Raw genomic sequence first — 18,297 nt, 5'->3', positions numbered from 1 at the left:
CGGGCCGACCACCGACGCGCCCGGCGGGCCCTGCTGATCGCGGGGAAGGGTTCAGCCCGCCTGCTCGAGAGAGCCGGGGACCACGGCGCCGAGGCTGTTGCGTATGTGCGAGCGGACGAGTGCGCCCGCCCTGGCGCTCTCCCCGCTGACGACCAGCTCCAGGATCTCGTGGTGCTGCCTGAGGTCCAGGGTGCGGGGCCCGTCTCCTGCGGGCAGCCTCGATCCGATACGCCGGTAACGGTCCGACTTGTCCCACACATCGTCCAGGAACCTGATCAGCACCTTGTTGTGCGAAGCCGCGTAGATCGCCCGGTGGAACTCCCGGTGCGCGGTGACGGCTTCCTCTCCCCAGACACGGGTCACCGGCAGGAGCCGGTCCGCGGCCGCCCTCATGCCGGCTATTTCTCCGTCAGTTCTGCGGAGTACCGCCAGCTCGGTGGCCAGAGGTTCCAGCGACAGGCGGACATCCAGTAGCTCACGGGCTTCGTCGGCGTTCACGGGCGCCACACGGACATCCCGGTGGGTGACCACTTCCACCCATTCCTCACTGGCCAACCGTCTCACCGCCTCGCGCAAGGGCGTGATACTCATTCCCATTTCTTCCGCGAGTTCGTACTGGGACAGGCGGGACCCCGGGTCGAGTTCCCCCGAGACAATGCGGCGCCGCAGCTCGCTGTAGGCCGACTCTCCCTTGCTGGAAGCACCTTTCATAACGCTCATCGTACTCTCCGGACAAGAACGGCCGGCTGGGTCGGGCCTGCTCCGAAAGCCTGCGGGACGGACCACAGCCTGCCCGGAGAGCAGCGCCCACCAGGAAAGATCCACCTCGGATATTGTGCCCCGGATCACCCTTGGGTAGCCTGCGAGGATCTTATAAGACTTCGACGCACGGGGCAGAACCTTGAGAATTGTTTCCGCTCGAGCAGGCACCATCCCGATCAGCTCGTCCATGCGCAACGCCTATATCGACTTCAGCAAGATGGACTGCACCGTCGTCGCCCTGGTCAGTGACATGTTCGTGGACGGAAAACCCCTGGTCGGTTACGGATTCAATTCCAACGGCCGTTACAACGCCACCGCGATTCTCGAGGAACGCATACTCCCGCGGCTGCTGAACGCACCTGGCGAGGACCTGCTGGACGAGAACGGGGAGCTCTCTCCCGAAAAGGCCTGGTCCCTCATGATGCGCGACGAGAAGCCCGGAGGCCACGGAGAGAGATCAGTGGCCGTCGGCGTGATGGACATGGCCCTGCACGACCTGGCCGCCAAAGCCGCCGGGGTCCCCCTGTACCGCTGGATCTCCGATCACTACGGAGACGGCGACCCCGATTCCGACGTCTTCGTCTACGCCGCCGGCGGCTACTACGCGCCAGGCAAGACCCTCGCCGACCTCCAGGCCGAGATGCGGGGGTTCCTCGACGGCGGGTACGAAGTCGTCAAGATGAAGATCGGCGGGGCCGGCCTCGACGAGGACCTCCGGCGCATCGAGGCCGTTCTCCAGGTCCTCGACGGAGACGGGGGCCGCCTGATGGTCGACGCCAACGGGAAGTTCGACCTGGACACCGCGCTGGAATACGGCCGGGCCATCGACGGCTACGGCCTGTTCTGGTACGAGGAAGCGGGCGACCCGCTGGACTACCGCCTGAACGCGGTCCTCTCGGAGAGCTACGCGAACCCCGTCGCCACCGGAGAGAACCTGTTCTCGCTCCAGGACGCGCGCAACCTGATCCGCTACGGCGGCATGCGGCCGGACCGCGACTTCATCCAGGTCGACCCGGCCCTGAGCTACGGCCTGACCGAGTACCGGCGGGTCCTGGACATGCTGAAGCGGCACGGCTGGTCCTCCCGCCGCTGCGTCCCCCACGGCGGGCACCAGTTCTCCCTGCACATCGCCGCGGCACTCAAGCTGGGCGGCAACGAGTCCTACCCGGGGGAGTTCCAGCCCACCGGCGGCTTCACCGACGACGCCGTGATCACCGGCGGCCGTGTGGCCCCGGGCGATCTGCCGGGCATCGGGTTGGAGGGCAAAGCGGATTTCCACAAGGTCCTCCGGAACCTGCACAGCTGACCCCCGGGGCCGCGACCGCGCCCCACCGGCCCCGACATCCCCCGGAAAGACTCGCAACGGCACACCGACAAGCAATCGACCCCGCTGAAGAAGGCTGGCCATGACGGCATACTCCCTGGGAAGGGTGTGGGACGAACTATGGGCGTCCCACTACCAGATCAAGAGCCTCCTGACGTTCTCCGCGAAGAAGGAGCCCCGGCCTCCCGAACGGGCGAAGGCCCGCCGGGGCGCGAACTCCGGCGCCGCGACGCCCGGGCCGGGACGGGAGGGGTCCGGGCCCTCGGAGGACGAACGCGGACCACGGGGCGGCTACACGCCCGCCCGCCTCGTGGGCCTGGCCCTGGGGCCCCTGCTCTTCGCGATGACGCTTCTGTTCTTCGACCCCGGGGGCCTCTCCTCGGAGGGAGTGGCCGTACTCGCCGCCACCCTGTGGATCGGGACCTGGTGGATCACCGAAGTCGTGCCCATCCCGGTCACCTCCCTGCTGCCCATCGTGCTTCTGCCGTTGACGGGGGCGATGGAGGGGGACGCCGTCGTGTCCTCCTACGGCAACGACATCGTCTTCCTCTTCCTCGGGGGATTCGCTCTCGCGATCGCCATGGAGAAGTGGAACCTGCACAAGCGGATCGCCCTCTCCATCGTCCTGATGATCGGCACGAGCCCCCGCCGCATCGTTCTCGGGTTCATGGTCGCCACCGGATTCCTGTCGATGTGGGTCTCCAACACGGCAGCGACGATGATGATGATCCCCGTCGGCCTGGCCGTGGCGTACCAGGCCGCGCAGGCGCTGCGCAACGGTGAGCACGCGACGGAGGTCCCGAAGTTCGAGAAGTGCATCGTTTTCAGCATCGGATACGCCGCGACCATCGGCGGCCTCGGAACTCTGATCGGAACGCCGCCGCTCGCGATCCTCGCCGCGACCACCGGTGAGATCTTCGGCCAGACCGTCTCCTTCGCTGGATGGATGCTGTTCGGGGTCCCGGTCGTCGTCCTGCTGCTCGCCTTCGCCTGGTTCTACCTCGCGTTCGTCAAGTTCAGGTTCGGCTTCAAGCACCTCCCCGGCGGCAGGGAGGTCATCAGGGACGAGAAGAAGTCCCTCGGCAGCCTGACGACCGAGGAGAAGGCCGTACTGGCGGTCTTCAGCGGCGCCGCGTTCATGTGGGTGACCCAGACGTTCCTCTGGGAGAGCCTGGTTCCGGGCATCAGCGACGGCCTCATCGCGATCACGGCCGCGGTCGTCCTGTTCCTGCTGCCCACGCGTCACTCGGAGGAACCGCGCATCCTGCGCTGGGAGGACTCCAAGAAGATCCCGTGGGGGATCCTGCTGCTGTTCGGCGGCGGTCTGGCCATCGCGGCCGGATTCACCGAGACCGGCCTGTCGACGTGGATCGGTGAACAGCTCCTCGTCCTCGAGGGGGTCAACATCGTCCTGACCGTGCTGGTGGCGTCCGCCCTGGTGCTGTTCCTGACCGAGATCACCTCTAACTCGGCGACGGGCACCATGATCATGCCGGTCATGGCCGGTCTCGCACTCGCCCTGGGCGTCCACCCCTTCGCGTTGATGGTCCCCGCCGCGATGGCGGCGAACTGCGCCTTCATGCTCCCCGTGGGGACACCGCCGAACGCGATCATGTTCGGAACCGGAAAGATCACCATCATGGACATGGTCCGCATCGGCGTCTGGCTGAACCTCGCGGCACTGGTTCTCATCGTCGCGGCGGTGTTCCTCGTCCTGCCGTACCTGTGGGGGATCGACCTGCTGAGTACACCCGTCGAGTTCCAGCCGGCCGGCGGCTGAGCAGGCGGCCCTCCCCCGGGCCTGGGACTCCGGCAGCGGCCGTCCACCGCCGTCGGTCCCACGACAGAACGGAGGGGCACGGTGCGGGTTCCGCACCGTGCCCCTCCCTCCGGTCGTCCGGGCGCTCGGGTGTTCGGTCGCTCGGGCGTCGGTCCGCCGGAGCTACTCCACGGGGAGGCCGTCCACCCAGGCGGCCGGACCGTCCAGGAAGGGCACGCCGCCCTCCCAGCGGAGCGGGGTGACCCACATGCTCCGGCCGTACTCCGGGTCGCCGACGTGGTCCGGGGGCCAGGCGTGGTGGACGTACCAGGTGCGGTCGTCCACCTCCAGGACCATCCCGTGGCCGGGACCGGCCGCCACCTCGTTGGAGGACATCAGCGGCTCGTCCGACGGTTTGGTCCACGGACCGAGGACGCTGTCCGCCACCGCGTAGCCCACGCCGTACTCCTCCGAGTAGTAGCCGTTCGCGGAGTAGAACATGTAGTAACGGCCCTCGTGCACCCAGATGCTCGCACCCTCGACCAGGTGGCCCTCCCAGTCCTGGTCGTGGGTGACCAGCCGGTGGGGCTCTCCGATGAGGGACAGGCCGTCGGGGGCGAGTTCCTGGGCATGGATCCAGCTCTGCCGGTCAACGTGGTTGCCGTCGTTCTTCCACAGCAGGTAGGGCGTGCCGTCGGCGTCGACGAAGGGACTGGCGTCGATCGAACCGCCCTCGTCGGTCTGGCAGAGCAGCGGCTCCTCGTCGGTGTCGACGAAGGGACCGAGGGGGTCGGAGGCCTCGGCCACGCCGAGGCACTGCAGATCCAGCTCGGGATCACGTGCCGTGTAGTAGGCGAGGAACCTCCCCGGTGCGGACTCGATGACCTCCGGGGCCCAGTGTTTGCCCGGCTCCGACCAGGGAGCCACGTCGGGCATGGAGTCTCCGGCCGGTTCCCAGTGGACCAGGTCGGACGAGGTCAGCACCGGCATGTTGCCGTGCGCTCCGTTGGTGGCGTAGGCGTAGAACGTCCCACCGGACTCGAGGACGAACGGGTCGGGGAAGTTCTCGTCGAAGACCGGGTTGGCGAACCCCACGGGGGCCTCCTCGTCGTCGGTTTCGCGCACCGAGTGGAACTCGACGCTGTGGAACACCGCGTCGACGGCCGGTTCGGCGCCGCCGCCGGCGTACAGCCCGACCCGGGGTTCGGTACCGGCCGGGAAGGTCCACACCGCACCCCAGCGCCAGTTCTCGCCGTCGGTCGAGGTCGACGAACGGTAGTGCGGTTCACCGGTGTCGGGGTCCACCCGGTGGTGCAGGCGCAGCCACATCTCCGGGGCGGTGGGGCCGCCCCAGTGGGATCCGCTGTCGACGCGGCTGTCGGTGGTCAGTTCACGGCTGAACTCGACCGGCCGGGTCTCGTGGAGGGCGAGGGTCCCCAGCCGGGCGAAGTCGTCGTCGTCGACATAGGCGATCAGGCCCGCCTGCTGGTAGTTGCGCCGGGTGTCCTCGCCGAGGTCCAGGGTGAGGTGGGTCTGCATCAGCCACTCGCCGTCGGGGGCGTCCCGCAGCAGGAGCGCGCCGTCGTTGTCCTCGCCCCGGACGTCGCCGCCGTCGACCGGCCAGCGCAGGCCGTCCTCCCCGACCGCGGTGTCACCGGAGTCCCGGACCCATTCCCAGTCCTCGGCGAGCCCGCCGTCGAACTCCTCGGACCAGAGCAGTCGGTCCGCCTGCGGCTCCGCGGCGGCTTCGGTGACGGGGCTGTGCACCTCCGCGACGCTCGGGTTGGCGATCCGGACGGGGGCACCGGAGGCCTCCCAGGCCACCGGCCGCCGCTTCACCACGGTGCGGGGGACGTCGACCACGACCTGGGCCATGGGGTCGCCGAGCCGGCTCTCGCCGAGGGCGGCCCGCACCCGGCCGTCCCGGATCTCCACCTCCAGGGCGGTGAAGTGCTCCGGGTCGAAGATCTCCGGCAGCGGCGCGACCTCGGTGACCGGGTCCCGCGAGGGCGCGGAGACCTCGGTGCGCAGTTCCCGGGCGTCGGTGTCGACCTCGACCGCGATGCCCTGGGCGCCCATCCGGGCCAGGTCGAGCCGGAGGGTCCCCGTGCCGTCGGGGAACCTGAGGTCCGACTCGACACGGGACTCGGCCGCGGCGGGGCGGACGGTCTCCACTCGAGCGGCCTCGTCACCGGAGCCGCCCGGTTCGAGCAGGCCGACGGTCCCGGCTCCGTTGCGCTCCTCCGTGACGGAGGTCCACTCGCCCGACACGGCGCGCAGGGACCGGCCGGCGGCGGGGTCGGCCATGTCGATGTCCAGTGCGGAGCCGACCGTGGGGCCGGTCAACTCGCCTTCGGTGGGGCCCTCTCCGGCGTTGGCGACCGGCCAGCCGTCGATCCAGTCGAGCCGGTCGACGAAGGTCGGGCGCTCGTTGATCCCGCCCGGGCCGTCCAGCCACGGGTCGTCGCGTTCGATGCCGTGGTACAGGATCCAGTCCTGGCCGGTGGTGTCGGTGAAGAACGCGTGGTGTCCGACCCCGATGACGCTGTTCCCGTTCTGGGCCATCACCTGGGTACCGCCGACCCGCGACTCGTTCATGGAGACGCCCTCGTGGTCCAGGAACGGACCGGTCGGGGACTCCGACCTGCCCGCGTAGACGCTGTACCCGGTGCCCGGGCCGTCGCAGCACATCGCCGCGGAGACGGTCAGGTAGTAATACCCGTCGCGCTTGACGACGAAGGCGCCCTCGTACCGGTCCGCGACGGTCAGCCGGGTCGGTTCGCCCACGGCGCGCAGTCCGTCGTCGTCCAGTTCGGTGACCCAGACTCCGCCGATGTAGCCGCCGAAGTACAGGTAGCGGGACCCGTCGTCGTCGGTGAACAGGGCCGGGTCGATCGAGTTGAAGTACCCGCCCGAACCGTTGGGGCGGGGTTCGACCACGGCCTCGCCGGTGTCGGTCCACGGCCCCGCGGGGGTGGGCGCGGTGGCCGCGCCGATGGCGTGGTCCATCGCCCCGTCGCCGTCGGCGGTGTGGGTCACCGAGTAGTACAGGACGTACCGGTCGCCCACGAACCGGATGTCCGGGGCCCAGAACATCGAGTCCTCGTGGGCCCACCCGGGCCGGTTGCCGTCGTCGAAGACGGTCCCCAGGTACTCCCAGTCCTCGAAGTCCGCGCTGCGGGCCGCGTGCATCATCCCGAACTCGCTGGGCGCCTCGGTGAGCGGGTCGCTCGTGGCGTACAGGTACCAGTACCCGTCCTTGCCGCGGATGACGACGGGGTCGGCGTAGGTGTCGGAGAACTGGTCGGAGAGGGGGTTGCGGACCATGGCGGGCTCCGGCTCGGCCGAGCCGGAGTTCTGGTTGACGGGGGTGGCCGCGGATCCGGGTCCGTCCGGCGAGGCCGAGGCCGGGGAGGCTGTCAGGAGGGCGAGGGTCGTGCACAGGGCGATCACGATCGCCGGAGGTCTCATGGGGGGTCAGGAACCTTTCCGGGTCTCGGCAACGGGTCCGTCACCTTCCTAGTCGACTTTTACATCGTTGTAAAGATCCCCTGTGGACCATCCCCAGCATGGAACGCGGTCCCCGCGGCGCTCCGGCGGACCTGCCGGGGCGCCGCGGGGCCGCGCCTAGACGACCGTGCGGATGAGCTTCTTGTTGACGAACTCCTCCATGCCCGGACGGCCGAGTTCCCGGCCGAACCCCGAGCGCTTGACACCGCCGAAGGGCAGTTCAGCGCCCTCGGCACCGACACCGTTGACGAAGACCATCCCGGCCTCGATGCGATCGGCGACGCGCCGGGCCTGCTCGGGGTCGGTGGTGAACACGTACGAACCCAGTCCGTACGGGGTGTCGTTGGCGATCCGGACGGCGTCCTCCTCGTCGGCCGCCGGGAAGACCAGGGCGACGGGACCGAAGAGCTCCTGCCTGGCCTCGGGCACGTCGGTGCCGAGACCGGTGAGCACCCCCGGAGGGAAGTACGCCCCGTGGCGCTCACCGGTGCTGACCAGGCGGGCCCCCTTGGCCACCGCTGCCTCGACCTGGCGGTCCAGGGTCCGGGCCGCGGCGACCGACGACAGCGGGGCACCGGACCACTCGGCCGAGAGCCGCTCCGCGAACCGCTCCACGAAATCGTCGTACAGGTCCTCGACGACGACGAACCGCTTGGCCGCGTTGCACGCCTGGCCGGTGTTGTCGAGCCGGGCGGCCACGGCCGCGTCGACGACGGCGTCGAGGTCGTCGGTGGACAGCACGAGGAAGGGATCGGCCCCGCCGAGTTCGAGGACGACCTTCTTCAGGTGCCGTCCGGCGATCTCGGCGACCGCGGAACCGGCCCGCTCGGACCCGGTGAGCGAGACCCCCTGCACGCGCGGGTCGGCGATCACCGTGGCGATCTGCTCGTTGGTCGCGTAGACGTTGACGTAGGCGCCCTTCGGGAACCCCGCCGCGGCGAACAGCTCCTCCAGGAGCGCCGCGGTGCCCGGGCACTGCGGGGCGTGCTTGAGGACGATGGTGTTGCCCGCCGCGAGGTTCGGGGCGGCGAAGCGGGCGATCTGGTAGACGGGGAAGTTCCACGGCATGATGCCGAGGAGGACGCCCACCGGGGAGCGCCGCAGGACGGCCCCGCCCGGACCGGAGACCACGTCGAGCGGCTCGTCGGCGAGGAACTCCTCGGCGTGGTCGGCGTAGTAGTGGTAGATGTCGACGCAGAAGTCGACCTCGCCCTCGGCCTCGGCCAGCGGCTTGCCCATCTCCCGGACGATCCCCTCGGCCAGGGCCGCGCGGTGCTCGGCGTGCAGGTCGCCCAGGCGGCGCAGCAGGGCGGCGCGCTCGGCCGACGTGCTCGTTCGGCCCCAGGCGGTGGCCTGGTGGGCGAGGTCCACGGCCGCGTCGACCTCGGCGTCCGTGGCGGTCGGATAGGTGGCGAGGACCTCGCCGGTGGCGGGGTCGGTGACGGCGTACATCGGTTCTCCAGAAGGGTGTACGGGTGCGGGGCGGCGATCGGCCTCCGCCGGCGGTCGGACGGCGCCGCCCGGATCGTCCGTGGGCAGCCGCCCGCCGGGGCGGGCCGGTGTCCGTTGCGCGGGAGGCTCCACGGTGGTCCGGAGGTTGCCCGGGGTCTCGGTCAGCCGGGGACGGATCCGTCGCCAGAAGACCGGTACGAGCAGGTCAGACCGTGGTCAGAATTATTGTTCACGCGCTCAATAGACCTGTTGAGTGCTTACCCAATAGCATTCGCGGCATGACGTCAAGACAAGACCGGAAACGGGTGCGCAAGGCCCCCGAGGAACGACGTCAGGAGATCGTCGCCGCGGCCGCCCGGATCGGGCTCACCGAAGGCCTGGAGCGCATCACCCTGCGCCGGGTGGCGGACGACCTTGGTGTGCGCTCCGGCCTGGTCGGCCACTACTTCCCCACGGCCGAGGACCTCGTGACCGAGGCCTTCACCAGCGCCGCGGCGGGGGAACTGGACGCCCTGCTCCCCGAGACCGCCGGGGACCGGTCCCGGGGCAGCGCGGTCCGCGTCCTCCAGAACTTCCTGGCCCGGCTGTCGGGCCCCGTGTTCGACGATGTCAGCAGGCTGTGGCTGAACGCCCGGCACCTCTCGCGCTACCGGCCCGTGCTGAACGAGGGGGTGGTGCGGCAGGAGCTGCTCTGGTGCCGACGGGTGGAGCAGGTCATCGCCGCGGGGGTGGCGCAGGGGTCGTTCCGCTGCGAGGACCCCTGGGAGGCGGCCGTGCGCGTCATAGCCGTCCTCGACGGCGTCAACTCCTACACCAACACGAGCGCCCAGCAGCGGTCGGCACCGCTGATCGACATGGTCCGCACCTTCACGGAAGCCGAGCTGGGCCTGCCCCGGGACGCCCTCCTGCCCCACGGGCCGGCCGCGGACGGCTCCGACCGGGAGCCCCGCCCGGCGGACCGCTGACGGGCGGCCGGGGCTCAGGGCCCGGGGTCCGGGGCGGGTCCGGGGTCACACGTCGCGGACCAGGGTCGGGATCACGTGCTCGGACACCTCGGAGTGGACCTGGTGCAGGCGGGTCTGGACGGCTCTGCGGAGCTTGGCCAGGCACTCGACCAGGGTGATGTCGTCGCCCACGAGCCCGCCCTTGGCGACCACGGGGGTCCCGTCCAGGGGGCCGCCGCTGAGGTGGCCGTGCACGGCCAGCGGGACGACCTCGCCGCCCACGTCGAAGGCGTGCACGTCGAGTTCGTCGAGGAGGCTGGCGGTCAGGTCGCCGCCGGTCAGGTACAGGCCGCTGGGCAGGGCCTGGGCGCCCACCGTGTCGGCGAGCTCGTTGACGACGTCGGCGACCAGGCTCGCGATCCGGCCCGGGAGTTCGGCACGGGCCTGGGCGGGCAGTTCCCGGACGCGTTCGGCGGTGGTGACCACGCGCAGCACGCAGAGTTCGGGGAAGCCCGAGGAGGACAGCTGCCCCGTGAGTTCCTCCGCCACCTCGTCGGGGTGGTCGCTGTCGGGGTCGCTGATGGCGACCGCGTCCACGTCGACGAACCGGACCGCGCCGGTGCGGGCGACCGTGGCGAGCTGGCGGTGGGTGAGCTCGGTGGTGCTGCCCGCGACCGCGAGCAGCGGGCCGCGGGAGCCCGCCTGGCCGCGCAGGCGCAGGGCGTAGGCGAGCAGGGCGCCGGTGGGGCCGGGGTCGACGGCCACCCAGACGGTGCCGTCGGCGTGGTGGGCGGCGGCCGCCGCCTCGGCGATGTCGGTGAGGTGCTGTTCGCTGCTGGCGTCGCAGAGCACGATGGGTTCGTCACCGGCGAGGAGTTCGGCGGTGAGCATCTCCTGGGTGATCTGACGGATGGGCACGTGGCGGACGGCGAGGTCGGTCTGGGCGGCGAGGATGTCCGCGACCACGCTGGTGGTCATCGGGCAGAGCGGGTCGACCGCGAGCTCGGTGCGTTCCAGGGGCATGCCGTTGAGCAGCTGCACGCCGTCCTCGGTGATGCGTCCGGAGCCGGGGAAGGCCGGGGTGAACAGCACCCGGACGCGGGTCCCGACGGGGAGGCGGTCGCGGACGGCGTCGTAGGTGGCCTCGATCTCGGCGCCGACGTTGCCGCGCAGCGTGGTGTCGGTGCGTTTGACCACGAGGCCGACCGGCCAGACCGCCTCGACCACGTCGGTGACCAGGTCGGCGGCCTGTTCCGCCGGGACGTGGCGGCTGTCGAGGTTGGCGACGACCACGTCGTAGTCCCCGGCGACCCGGCTGACGTGCTCGGGCGTCACCGTGGCCACGCGCATGCCGGTGCGGGCGAAGCGTGCGCCGGTGGAGTTGGCACCGGTGAGGTCGTCGGCGACCACGAGGACCTGGGCCACGGCGCTTCTCCTTCGGTGTCGGAAACCCTGGATCTGCCTACTGCCAACATAGGCCCAAAGGCAGGGCCGGGGGCCGGTTCGCCGCGACCGCCCCGGCTGCCGGCTCAGCGTCCGGGCAGCGCCACCACGGAGTTGGTGCGGGCGCTGCGGCGGGCCGCCTCGATGATCTCCAGGCCGTGGACGACCTCGTGCAGGTCCACCGGCAGCGGTTCGCCCTCCCCGACCGCGTCGCGCACCCCGGCGTAGAACTCGGGATAGGCGCCGCGGGCGCTGGGCACCGGCTCCGTCCGGCCGTCGACCCCGAGCAGGCCCCATTCGGCCTCGGGCACCACACCCCAGTCCGCGGCGTCCGGACGCTCGCCCGCGGTGAGCCGGGCCTCCTGCCCGTCCAGACCGTGGCTGGTGAAGGCCGCCTCGTTCCCGAGGACCCTGAACCGGGGGCCGTTCTGCGCGCTGAGGGCGCTCATCCACAGCTGGGAGCGCGTGCCCCGGGCGTGGCTCAGGGACAGGAAGACGTCGTCGTCGGCGTTCACGCCCTCGCGCCGGGCGTCGATCTCGGCGTAGACGGAGGTCACCGGTCCGAACAGGTTGACCGCCTGGTCGATCAGGTGCGGGCCCAGGTCGTACAGCAGGCCGGCGCCGGCCTCCACTCCCCCGCTCTCGCGCCAGGTGCCCTTCGCTTCGGGGCGCCAGCGCTCGAAGCGCGACTCGAAGCGGTGCACCCGCCCCAGGGCGCCCTCCTCGATGAGCTTCCACAGGGTGAGGAAGTCGGCGTCCCAGCGGCGGTTCTGGTAGACGGTGAGCACGCGGCCGAGTTTGTCCGCCAGGTCGGTGAGCTCGCGGGCCTGGCCCGCGGTGAGCGCGAAGGGCTTGTCCACGACCACGGCCAGCCCGGCCTCCAGGGCGGCCCGCGCCAGGGGCGCGTGGGTGTCGTTGGGGGTACTGACGACCGCGATCTCGTAGCGCCCGGCGTCGGCCCACAGGTCGGCGACGGTGGGGTACACGGTGATCCCCGGGTAGCGCTCCTGAGCGGCCCGCCCGCGTTCGGGGGAGCCGGTGACCACCGCGGACAGGCGCAGCCCGGGTACGGCGTCGATGAGCGGTGCGTGGAAGACCTCGCCGCCCTTGCCGTAGCCGACCAGGGCGACGTGCAGTTCGGGTCCGTCATGTCCGGAGATGCCCTGACCAGGGCTGGTGGGTGCGTCAGCCATGTCCTCCAATGTACGGCTCCGGACGCGTGTCCCGACGACCGGCGCACCCTGCCCGGGTCCTAACGTCCTACCTCCACGTCGGTTTCCTACCGCCAAAAGTCCTGACCAGGGCGACACACTGCAATATTTCAGATCGTTACGCAAGAATTTGCGCGAACTATGGACAAGCGCGCCCAATCCGACTTTCATCGAGGAACGCATGACCTGAATCACACCCCCGGCATCGGGGGGTGTGCGTGCCGAAGAGGAGTGAGACCCCCATGCCCAGTTCGGTCAACAGACGTGGCCTGGCCGCAGCCGCGGCAACGGGAGGTCTGGTCCTCCTCGTCTCCGGCTGCTCCTACCTGAGCGGGGGTGACAGCGGCACCGTCGACACCTCCGACATCGACTGCTCCCCCTACGAACAATGGGAGGACACCGGCGGCACCGTCTCCGTCTACGCCTCCATCCGCGACGAGGAGGGCGACCGCCTGGAGGAGTCCTGGGCGGACTTCGCGGCCTGCACCGGCATCACCATCCAGTACGAGGGCAGCGGCGAGTTCGAGGCCCAGCTCCCGGTCCGCCTCGACGGCGGCAACGCACCCGACCTCGCCTTCATCCCCCAGCCCGGCCTCCTGGAGCGCGCCGCCGAGGACGGCCACGCCGTCCCGGTCGCGGACGGGGTGCAGAGCAACGTCGAGTCCGGCTGGAGCGAGGACTGGCAGGGCTACGCCACCGTCGACGGCGAACTGTACGGCTCCCCGCTCGGCGCCAACATGAAGTCGATGGTCTGGTACTCCCCCGCCTACTTCGACGAGAACGGTCACGAGATCCCGGAGACCTGGGACGAGATGATCGAGCTCAGCGACGCCATCGCCGCTGACGGCACCAAGCCGTGGTGTGTGGGCTTCGAGTCCGGCGACGCCACCGGCTGGCCCGGCACCGACTGGATCGAGAACGCCCTCCTGCGCACCTCGGGCACTGACGTCTACCACGACTGGATCGCCCACGACATCCCCTTCGACGCCCCCGAGGTCGAGGACGCCTTCGACCTGGCCGACGGCGTCATCCGCAACGAGGACTACGTCAACGGCACCTTCGGCAGTGTGGACAGCATCGCCGTCACCTCCTTCCAGGAGGCCGGGATGCCCCTCCTCGACGGCGGCTGCGCCATGTACCTGATGGGCTCCTTCTACGGCGCCCAGTTCGAGGACGACGTCGAGATCGGCGAGGACGCCGACATCTACGGCTTCGTGCTGCCCCCGCTGGAGGCCGACGCCGAGATCCCGATCATGGGCGGCGGCGAGTTCGTCGTCTCCTTCGACGACCGCGCCGAGGTCGTCGCCGTGCACGAGTACCTGTCCTCGGGCGAGTACGCCAACCAGCGCGCCGCACTGGGCTCCTGGGTCTCCGCCCACCAGGACCTGGACCAGTCCCTGCTGGCCGACCCCACCGACCAGTTCACCGCCGAGGTCCTCAACAACCCCGACACCGTCTTCCACTTCGACGGAAGTGACGCGATGCCCTCCTCCGTGGGCACCAACGTCTTCTGGAGCGGCATGGTCGACTGGGTGACCGGCGCCGACACCGCCACGGTCCTGGAGAGCGTGGAGTCCGCCTGGCCGTAGCCGTGTTTGTTTTGGGCCTCCGCCCGCCCGTCGCCCGCCACCACCCTCAACGGACGCGCTGGCGCGCGCAGCCCGGCCCCTGACTTCGGCCCGTGTTCGGCGCCTTTGCGGAGGGATCTGGGTTGAGAGCAACACAGCATCCTCGTCTACGCCTGACGCTCGTTCCTCGCTGACGGCTTGGCTCCTCTTGCACTGTGCTTGCTGAAACCCAGACTCCCCGGCGCTCGAACTGACACCCCGGCCGCGCGACTGGTACCACCGGTCGCGCGGCCCGTCCCCTCCCCATCTCCAGGTACCACCAGGGGTCTTCCATGGAGTTCTCCTTCCTGAACGAGCTGCCCAAGCTCGTGTGGATGCTCATCGGGATCGTCGTCTTCCTCGGCGTCATCGGCCTGATGCTCGTCCTGCTCGACGCGCCCCGCAGCAAGCGGGACCGCTGGCAGGCGGCCTTCTTCCTCGGACCGGCGGTGCTCCTGCTCCTCGGCGGGCTCGTCTACCCGGTCGTCCGCACCACCGTGCTGTCCTTCTACGACCGCAGCGGCGACACGTTCGTCGGGCTGGCCAACTACCTGTGGATGTTCCAACGGCCGGAGATCCTCCAGGTCCTGCTGAACACCCTGCTGTGGGTCCTGTTCGCCCCGGCCCTGGCCACCGCGATCGGCCTGCTGTACGCCGTGCTCATCGACCGGTCCCGGTTCGAGTCCCTGGCGAAGTCGCTGGTGTTCATGCCGATGGCGATCTCGTTCGTCGGCGCGAGCATCATCTGGCGGTTCGTGTACGCCTACCGGCCCGCCGACCAGGACCAGTACGGGCTGCTCAACCAGATCGTCGTCTGGTTCGGAGGCGAGCCACGGCTGTGGCTGCTCGAACAGCCCCTCAACACGTTCCTGCTGATCCTGGTCCTGATCTGGGTCCAGGCCGGGTTCGCGATGGTGGTGCTGTCCGCCGCCATCAAGGCGATCCCCACCGAGACCGTGGAGGCGGCCCGCATCGACGGCGCCGGGGCCTGGCAGCTGTTCAGCCGCATCACCCTGCCGTCGGTCTGGCCCACCCTGCTGGTCGTCCTCATCACCATCTCGGTGCAGACCCTCAAGGTCTTCGACATCGTCCGGACCATGACCGGCGGCAACTACGGCACCAGCGTGATCGCCAACGAGATGTACAGCCAGGCGTTCTCCCAGGGCCAGGTGGGACAGGGGTCGGCCCTGGCCGTGTTCCTGTTCGTCCTGGTCATCCCGTTGGTCGTTCTCCAGATCCGGCGCAACCGCAAGGCCAGGGAGTTGGCATGAGCAAGACCGAACCCCGCTCCGCGGCAGAGCCCGGCACCGGCACCGAACGTTCCGCGCCCAAGGACGCGGGCGCCGCGGCCCGGGTCCGCAGACGGCTCAGCGGCGGCGCCGCCAGCCTCGTGGCGCTGGTCATCGCCGTGGTGTGGACGCTTCCCACCGCCGGGCTGTTCGTCTCCTCGTTCCGGCCGGCCGACCAGATCGGCTCCACCGGCTGGTGGACGTTCTTCGGCAACCCCGAGGTGACCCTGGACAACTACCGGGACGTGCTCTTCGGCAGCGCCAACGACGGCCGCCTGGCCAGCCACTTCGTGAACTCGTTCGTGATCACCCTGCCCTCGACGGTGTTCGTCCTGGGCATCGCGGCACTGGCCGCCTACGCGCTGGCCTGGATCGACTTCCGCGGCCGCGACTGGGTGTTCCTCGGGATCTTCGCGCTCCAGATCGTGCCGCTCCAGATGTCCCTGGTGCCGCTGCTGCGCTTCTTCTCCCAGGGGGTGACGGTCGGCGACGCGCAGATCCTGCCCGCCTGGGAGCTCAGCGGCGCGATGGCGTTCACCAACGTGTGGGTCGCGCACACCATCTTCGGCCTGCCGCTGGGCATCTTCCTGATGCACAACTTCATCTCGCAGCTGCCGAAGTCGCTCTTCGAGGCGGCCCGTGTGGACGGCGCCGGGCACGGCACGATCTTCCGCAAGGTGGCCCTGCCGCTGATCGCGCCCGCCCTGGTCTCGCTGGGCATCTTCCAGTTCCTGTGGGTCTGGAACGACCTGCTGGTGGCGTTGATCTTCGCCGGGGGCGACACCGCCACGGCACCGCTCACCGTACGGCTGGCGGAGCTGGCGGGGACCCGGGGCGAGGCCTGGCACCGGCTCACCGCGGGCGCGTTCGTGTCGATCGTCGTGCCGCTGCTCGTGTTCTTCCTGCTCCAGCGCTACTTCGTGCGCGGCCTGCTGGCGGGCAGCGTCAAGGGCTGACCCGGCCCCGGTCCCGCCCGGGCTCCGGGCCACCGCTCAGGAGGTGCGCAACGCGGTCCGCGCGGCCTCCAGAGCGGTGGTCCGGTAGGCGGCGCCGAACAGGCACACGTGCACGAGCAGCGGGTGCAGCTGGTGCAGGGCCACCCGGCCCCGCCAGCCCGACGACAGCGGGGCGACCTCGTTGTAGGCGTCGCGGACCCGGTCCAGGTAGGGCAGCCCGAACAGGGCCAGCATCGCCAGGTCCGCCTCGCGGTGGCCGCCGTGCGCGGCCGGGTCGATGAGCACCGCGTCGCGTTCGCGCCAGAGCACGTTGCCGCTCCACAGGTCCCCGTGGATCCGGGCCGGCGGTTCGGGTTCCCCGGCCAGGTCCTCGACCGAGTCGACCACCTTCTCGACCGCACGCGCGTCGGTGGGGGTCAGCGCCCCCTGGTCCAGGGCCCGGCGCAGGTAGGGGCGCAACCGTTGTTCGGCGTAGAAGCGCGGCCAGTGCCGGGCCGGGGTGTTGTCCAGCGGAAGCGGGCCCACGTAGCCGGGCCAGTCCGCACCGAAGCTGTCCGCTCCGGTCAGGTGGGTGCCGGCGAGCTGTCTGCCGAGCCGCTCGGCCGCGGCCGGCGTGGGTTCGCGCTGCTCCACCAGCGGCAGCACGAGCAGGCGTTCGTCCCAGCCCAGGGGTTGGATCACCGGGGAGCCGAAACACCTCCCGAGCCACTCCAGGCCGCGCGCCTCCGCGAGGAGCACCCCCGTGGGCTCGGACCCGCGCGACAGGGACTTGACGAACAGCCTGGTGCCGTCGGCCAGCTCCGCGTAGGACAGGGTCCAGTCGTGGCTGCTCCCGGCCCGGGCGGCGCGCCGGACCTCTGTGCCGAGCAGGGCGGAGATCCGGTCGGCGAGGGTGCCGGTCAGCGGGTCCCGGCGCGGCCGGTCCGGCCGGTCCCCCCCGCCTCCGGGTCCGAAGGACCGCACGATCGGCTCCCTGTCCACGCGGTCAGGCCTTCAACCGGGTGACGAGTTCCCCGGTGAGGCCCTTGGCGGCGGCCTCGACCATGTTCAGGACGGCGGTGAACCCGTCGTCTCCCCCGTAGTAGGGGTCGGGCACCTCCGGGTTGGGGCCGCTCGCGGGCGCGAAGGAGCGGAACAGCCGCAGTCGGGAGGCGTCGAAGCCGAGCTCCGCGCCCCGTTCGTCGACGACACGGCGCAGGTCGGCGAGGTTGTCCACGTCCATCGCCAGGACCAGGTCCCGAGTGGCCAGGTCCTCGGGCTCGAACTGGCGGGCGGTGTGGTTGGTCAGGTACCCGTGCACGCGGAGTGTGGACGCGGCCCGGGGATCCATTCCGCCGCCCACGTGCCAGTCGCCCGTACCGGAGCTGTCGACCTCGACGAGGTCGCTCAATCCGGCACGTTCGAGGTCTGCGGTGAGCACCTTCTCCGCCATGGGTGATCGGCAGATGTTTCCCAGGCACACCACACTGACGCGGTAGGGACCAGCGGGGTCACGCGGTTGCGGCAGGCTCATGTCCCTTACCGTAACGAAAAACCTCCACACCCACCCGCTCCGGCGCGGTGAGTGCGGGCCCCGTCCCCCGAACCGTGACCCGCGTCAGCCCTTGGGGAGCCGTACGACGGTCACGAAGAAGTCGTCGATCTGCCGCACGACCCGGATGAACTGCTCGAAGTCCACGGGCTTGGGCACGTAGGCGTTGGCATGCAGGCGGTAACTGCGCAGCACGTCCTCCTCGGCTTCCGAGGTCGTGAGCACCACGACGGGGATGTGCGCCAGGTCGTCGTCGCTCTTGACCTCCTCCAGTACCTCCCGGCCGTCCTTACGCGGCAGGTTGAGGTCCAGGAGGATCAGGTGGGGGCGGGGGGCGTCGGCGAACTCGCCTTCGCGACGCAGGAAGCGGAGCGCCTCGACGCCGTCCGAGACCACATGCAGGCGGTTGCCCAGCTTGTGTTCCTCGAACGCCTCCTTGGTCATCAGGACGTCGCCAGGATCGTCCTCGACCAGCAGCACCTCAATGGGATGCACCAACATGACCTCGC

14 protein-coding genes are annotated in these 18,297 nt (G+C 70.3%); 6 read left to right on the top strand and 8 right to left on the bottom strand.

Annotated features, from left to right (window positions below):
• Positions 1-51 precede the first annotated feature (51 nt).
• Positions 52-720, bottom strand: coding sequence for a GntR family transcriptional regulator (locus D458_RS0123620; RefSeq protein ID WP_017589205.1), 669 nt, complete (start codon positions 718-720; stop codon positions 52-54).
• Between the two features lie 181 nt (positions 721-901).
• Here D458_RS0123620 and D458_RS0123615 point away from each other — a divergent pair, with 181 nt between their 5' ends.
• Together D458_RS0123615 and D458_RS0123610 are read left to right on the top strand one after the other, a co-directional pair.
• Positions 902-2,068, top strand: a complete 1,167-nt coding sequence (locus D458_RS0123615; protein WP_026119627.1) for an enolase C-terminal domain-like protein — start codon at positions 902-904, stop codon at positions 2,066-2,068.
• Positions 2,069-2,168: 100 nt separating this feature from the next.
• A complete protein-coding gene (locus D458_RS0123610; protein WP_017589203.1) occupies positions 2,169-3,866 on the top strand; it encodes an SLC13 family permease in 1,698 nt (565 codons plus the stop codon).
• A gap of 162 nt (positions 3,867-4,028) precedes the next feature.
• Here the strand turns inward: D458_RS0123610 and D458_RS34075 are convergent, their stop codons facing one another.
• Positions 4,029-7,316: a family 43 glycosylhydrolase gene (locus tag D458_RS34075; protein WP_017589202.1), complete on the bottom strand. Its 3,288-nt coding sequence runs from the start codon at positions 7,314-7,316 to the stop codon at positions 4,029-4,031.
• A 156-nt stretch (positions 7,317-7,472) separates the two neighbouring features.
• Entirely contained in the window at positions 7,473-8,807 is a 1,335-nt protein-coding gene (locus D458_RS0123600) for an NAD-dependent succinate-semialdehyde dehydrogenase (RefSeq protein ID WP_017589201.1), read from the bottom strand.
• 278 nt (positions 8,808-9,085) lie between these two features.
• Between D458_RS0123600 and D458_RS0123595 the strand changes: the two genes are divergently transcribed.
• Positions 9,086-9,772: a TetR/AcrR family transcriptional regulator gene (locus D458_RS0123595; RefSeq protein WP_051049771.1), complete on the top strand. Its 687-nt coding sequence runs from the start codon at positions 9,086-9,088 to the stop codon at positions 9,770-9,772.
• A gap of 45 nt (positions 9,773-9,817) precedes the next feature.
• Here D458_RS0123595 and D458_RS0123590 read toward each other — a convergent pair whose 3' ends face one another.
• Together D458_RS0123590 and D458_RS0123585 are read right to left on the bottom strand one after the other, a co-directional pair.
• On the bottom strand, positions 9,818-11,176 hold the full coding sequence (locus D458_RS0123590; protein ID WP_017589199.1) for a four-carbon acid sugar kinase family protein: 1,359 nt from the start codon (positions 11,174-11,176) through the stop codon (positions 9,818-9,820).
• Positions 11,177-11,280: 104 nt separating this feature from the next.
• Positions 11,281-12,387 carry a Gfo/Idh/MocA family oxidoreductase gene (locus tag D458_RS0123585; RefSeq protein WP_026119626.1) on the bottom strand — a complete coding sequence of 369 codons (1,107 nt, stop codon included), beginning with the start codon at positions 12,385-12,387 and terminating at the stop codon, positions 11,281-11,283.
• Positions 12,388-12,647: 260 nt separating this feature from the next.
• Between D458_RS0123585 and D458_RS0123580 the strand changes: the two genes are divergently transcribed.
• The 3 genes from D458_RS0123580 (at position 12,648) to D458_RS0123570 (ending at position 16,257) form a co-directional block, all read left to right on the top strand.
• Entirely contained in the window at positions 12,648-13,994 is a 1,347-nt protein-coding gene (locus tag D458_RS0123580; protein WP_017589197.1) for an ABC transporter substrate-binding protein, read from the top strand.
• A gap of 311 nt (positions 13,995-14,305) precedes the next feature.
• A complete protein-coding gene (locus D458_RS0123575; protein ID WP_017589196.1) occupies positions 14,306-15,283 on the top strand; it encodes a carbohydrate ABC transporter permease in 978 nt (325 codons plus the stop codon).
• Complete coding sequence (locus tag D458_RS0123570) at positions 15,280-16,257, top strand: carbohydrate ABC transporter permease (RefSeq protein WP_017589195.1); 978 nt, start codon at positions 15,280-15,282, stop codon at positions 16,255-16,257. The genes D458_RS0123575 and D458_RS0123570 overlap by 4 nt, the downstream gene beginning before the upstream one ends.
• Before the next feature lie 36 nt (positions 16,258-16,293).
• Here the strand turns inward: D458_RS0123570 and D458_RS0123565 are convergent, their stop codons facing one another.
• From D458_RS0123565 to D458_RS0123555, 3 genes are all read right to left on the bottom strand, one after another.
• Positions 16,294-17,238 (bottom strand): fructosamine kinase family protein, encoded by a 945-nt coding sequence (locus D458_RS0123565; RefSeq protein WP_017589194.1) that lies wholly within the window; start codon positions 17,236-17,238, stop codon positions 16,294-16,296.
• 4 nt (positions 17,239-17,242) lie between these two features.
• On the bottom strand, positions 17,243-17,770 hold the full coding sequence (locus D458_RS0123560; protein WP_026119625.1) for a low molecular weight protein-tyrosine-phosphatase: 528 nt from the start codon (positions 17,768-17,770) through the stop codon (positions 17,243-17,245).
• A gap of 84 nt (positions 17,771-17,854) precedes the next feature.
• A complete protein-coding gene (locus tag D458_RS0123555; RefSeq protein WP_017589192.1) occupies positions 17,855-18,289 on the bottom strand; it encodes a response regulator in 435 nt (144 codons plus the stop codon).
• Positions 18,290-18,297: the final 8 nt, after the last annotated feature.

Source organism: Nocardiopsis ganjiahuensis DSM 45031 (genome assembly GCF_000341085.1).
GTDB lineage: Bacteria > Actinomycetota > Actinomycetes > Streptosporangiales > Streptosporangiaceae > Nocardiopsis > Nocardiopsis ganjiahuensis.
This window is presented reverse-complemented; position numbering and strand designations above follow the sequence as displayed.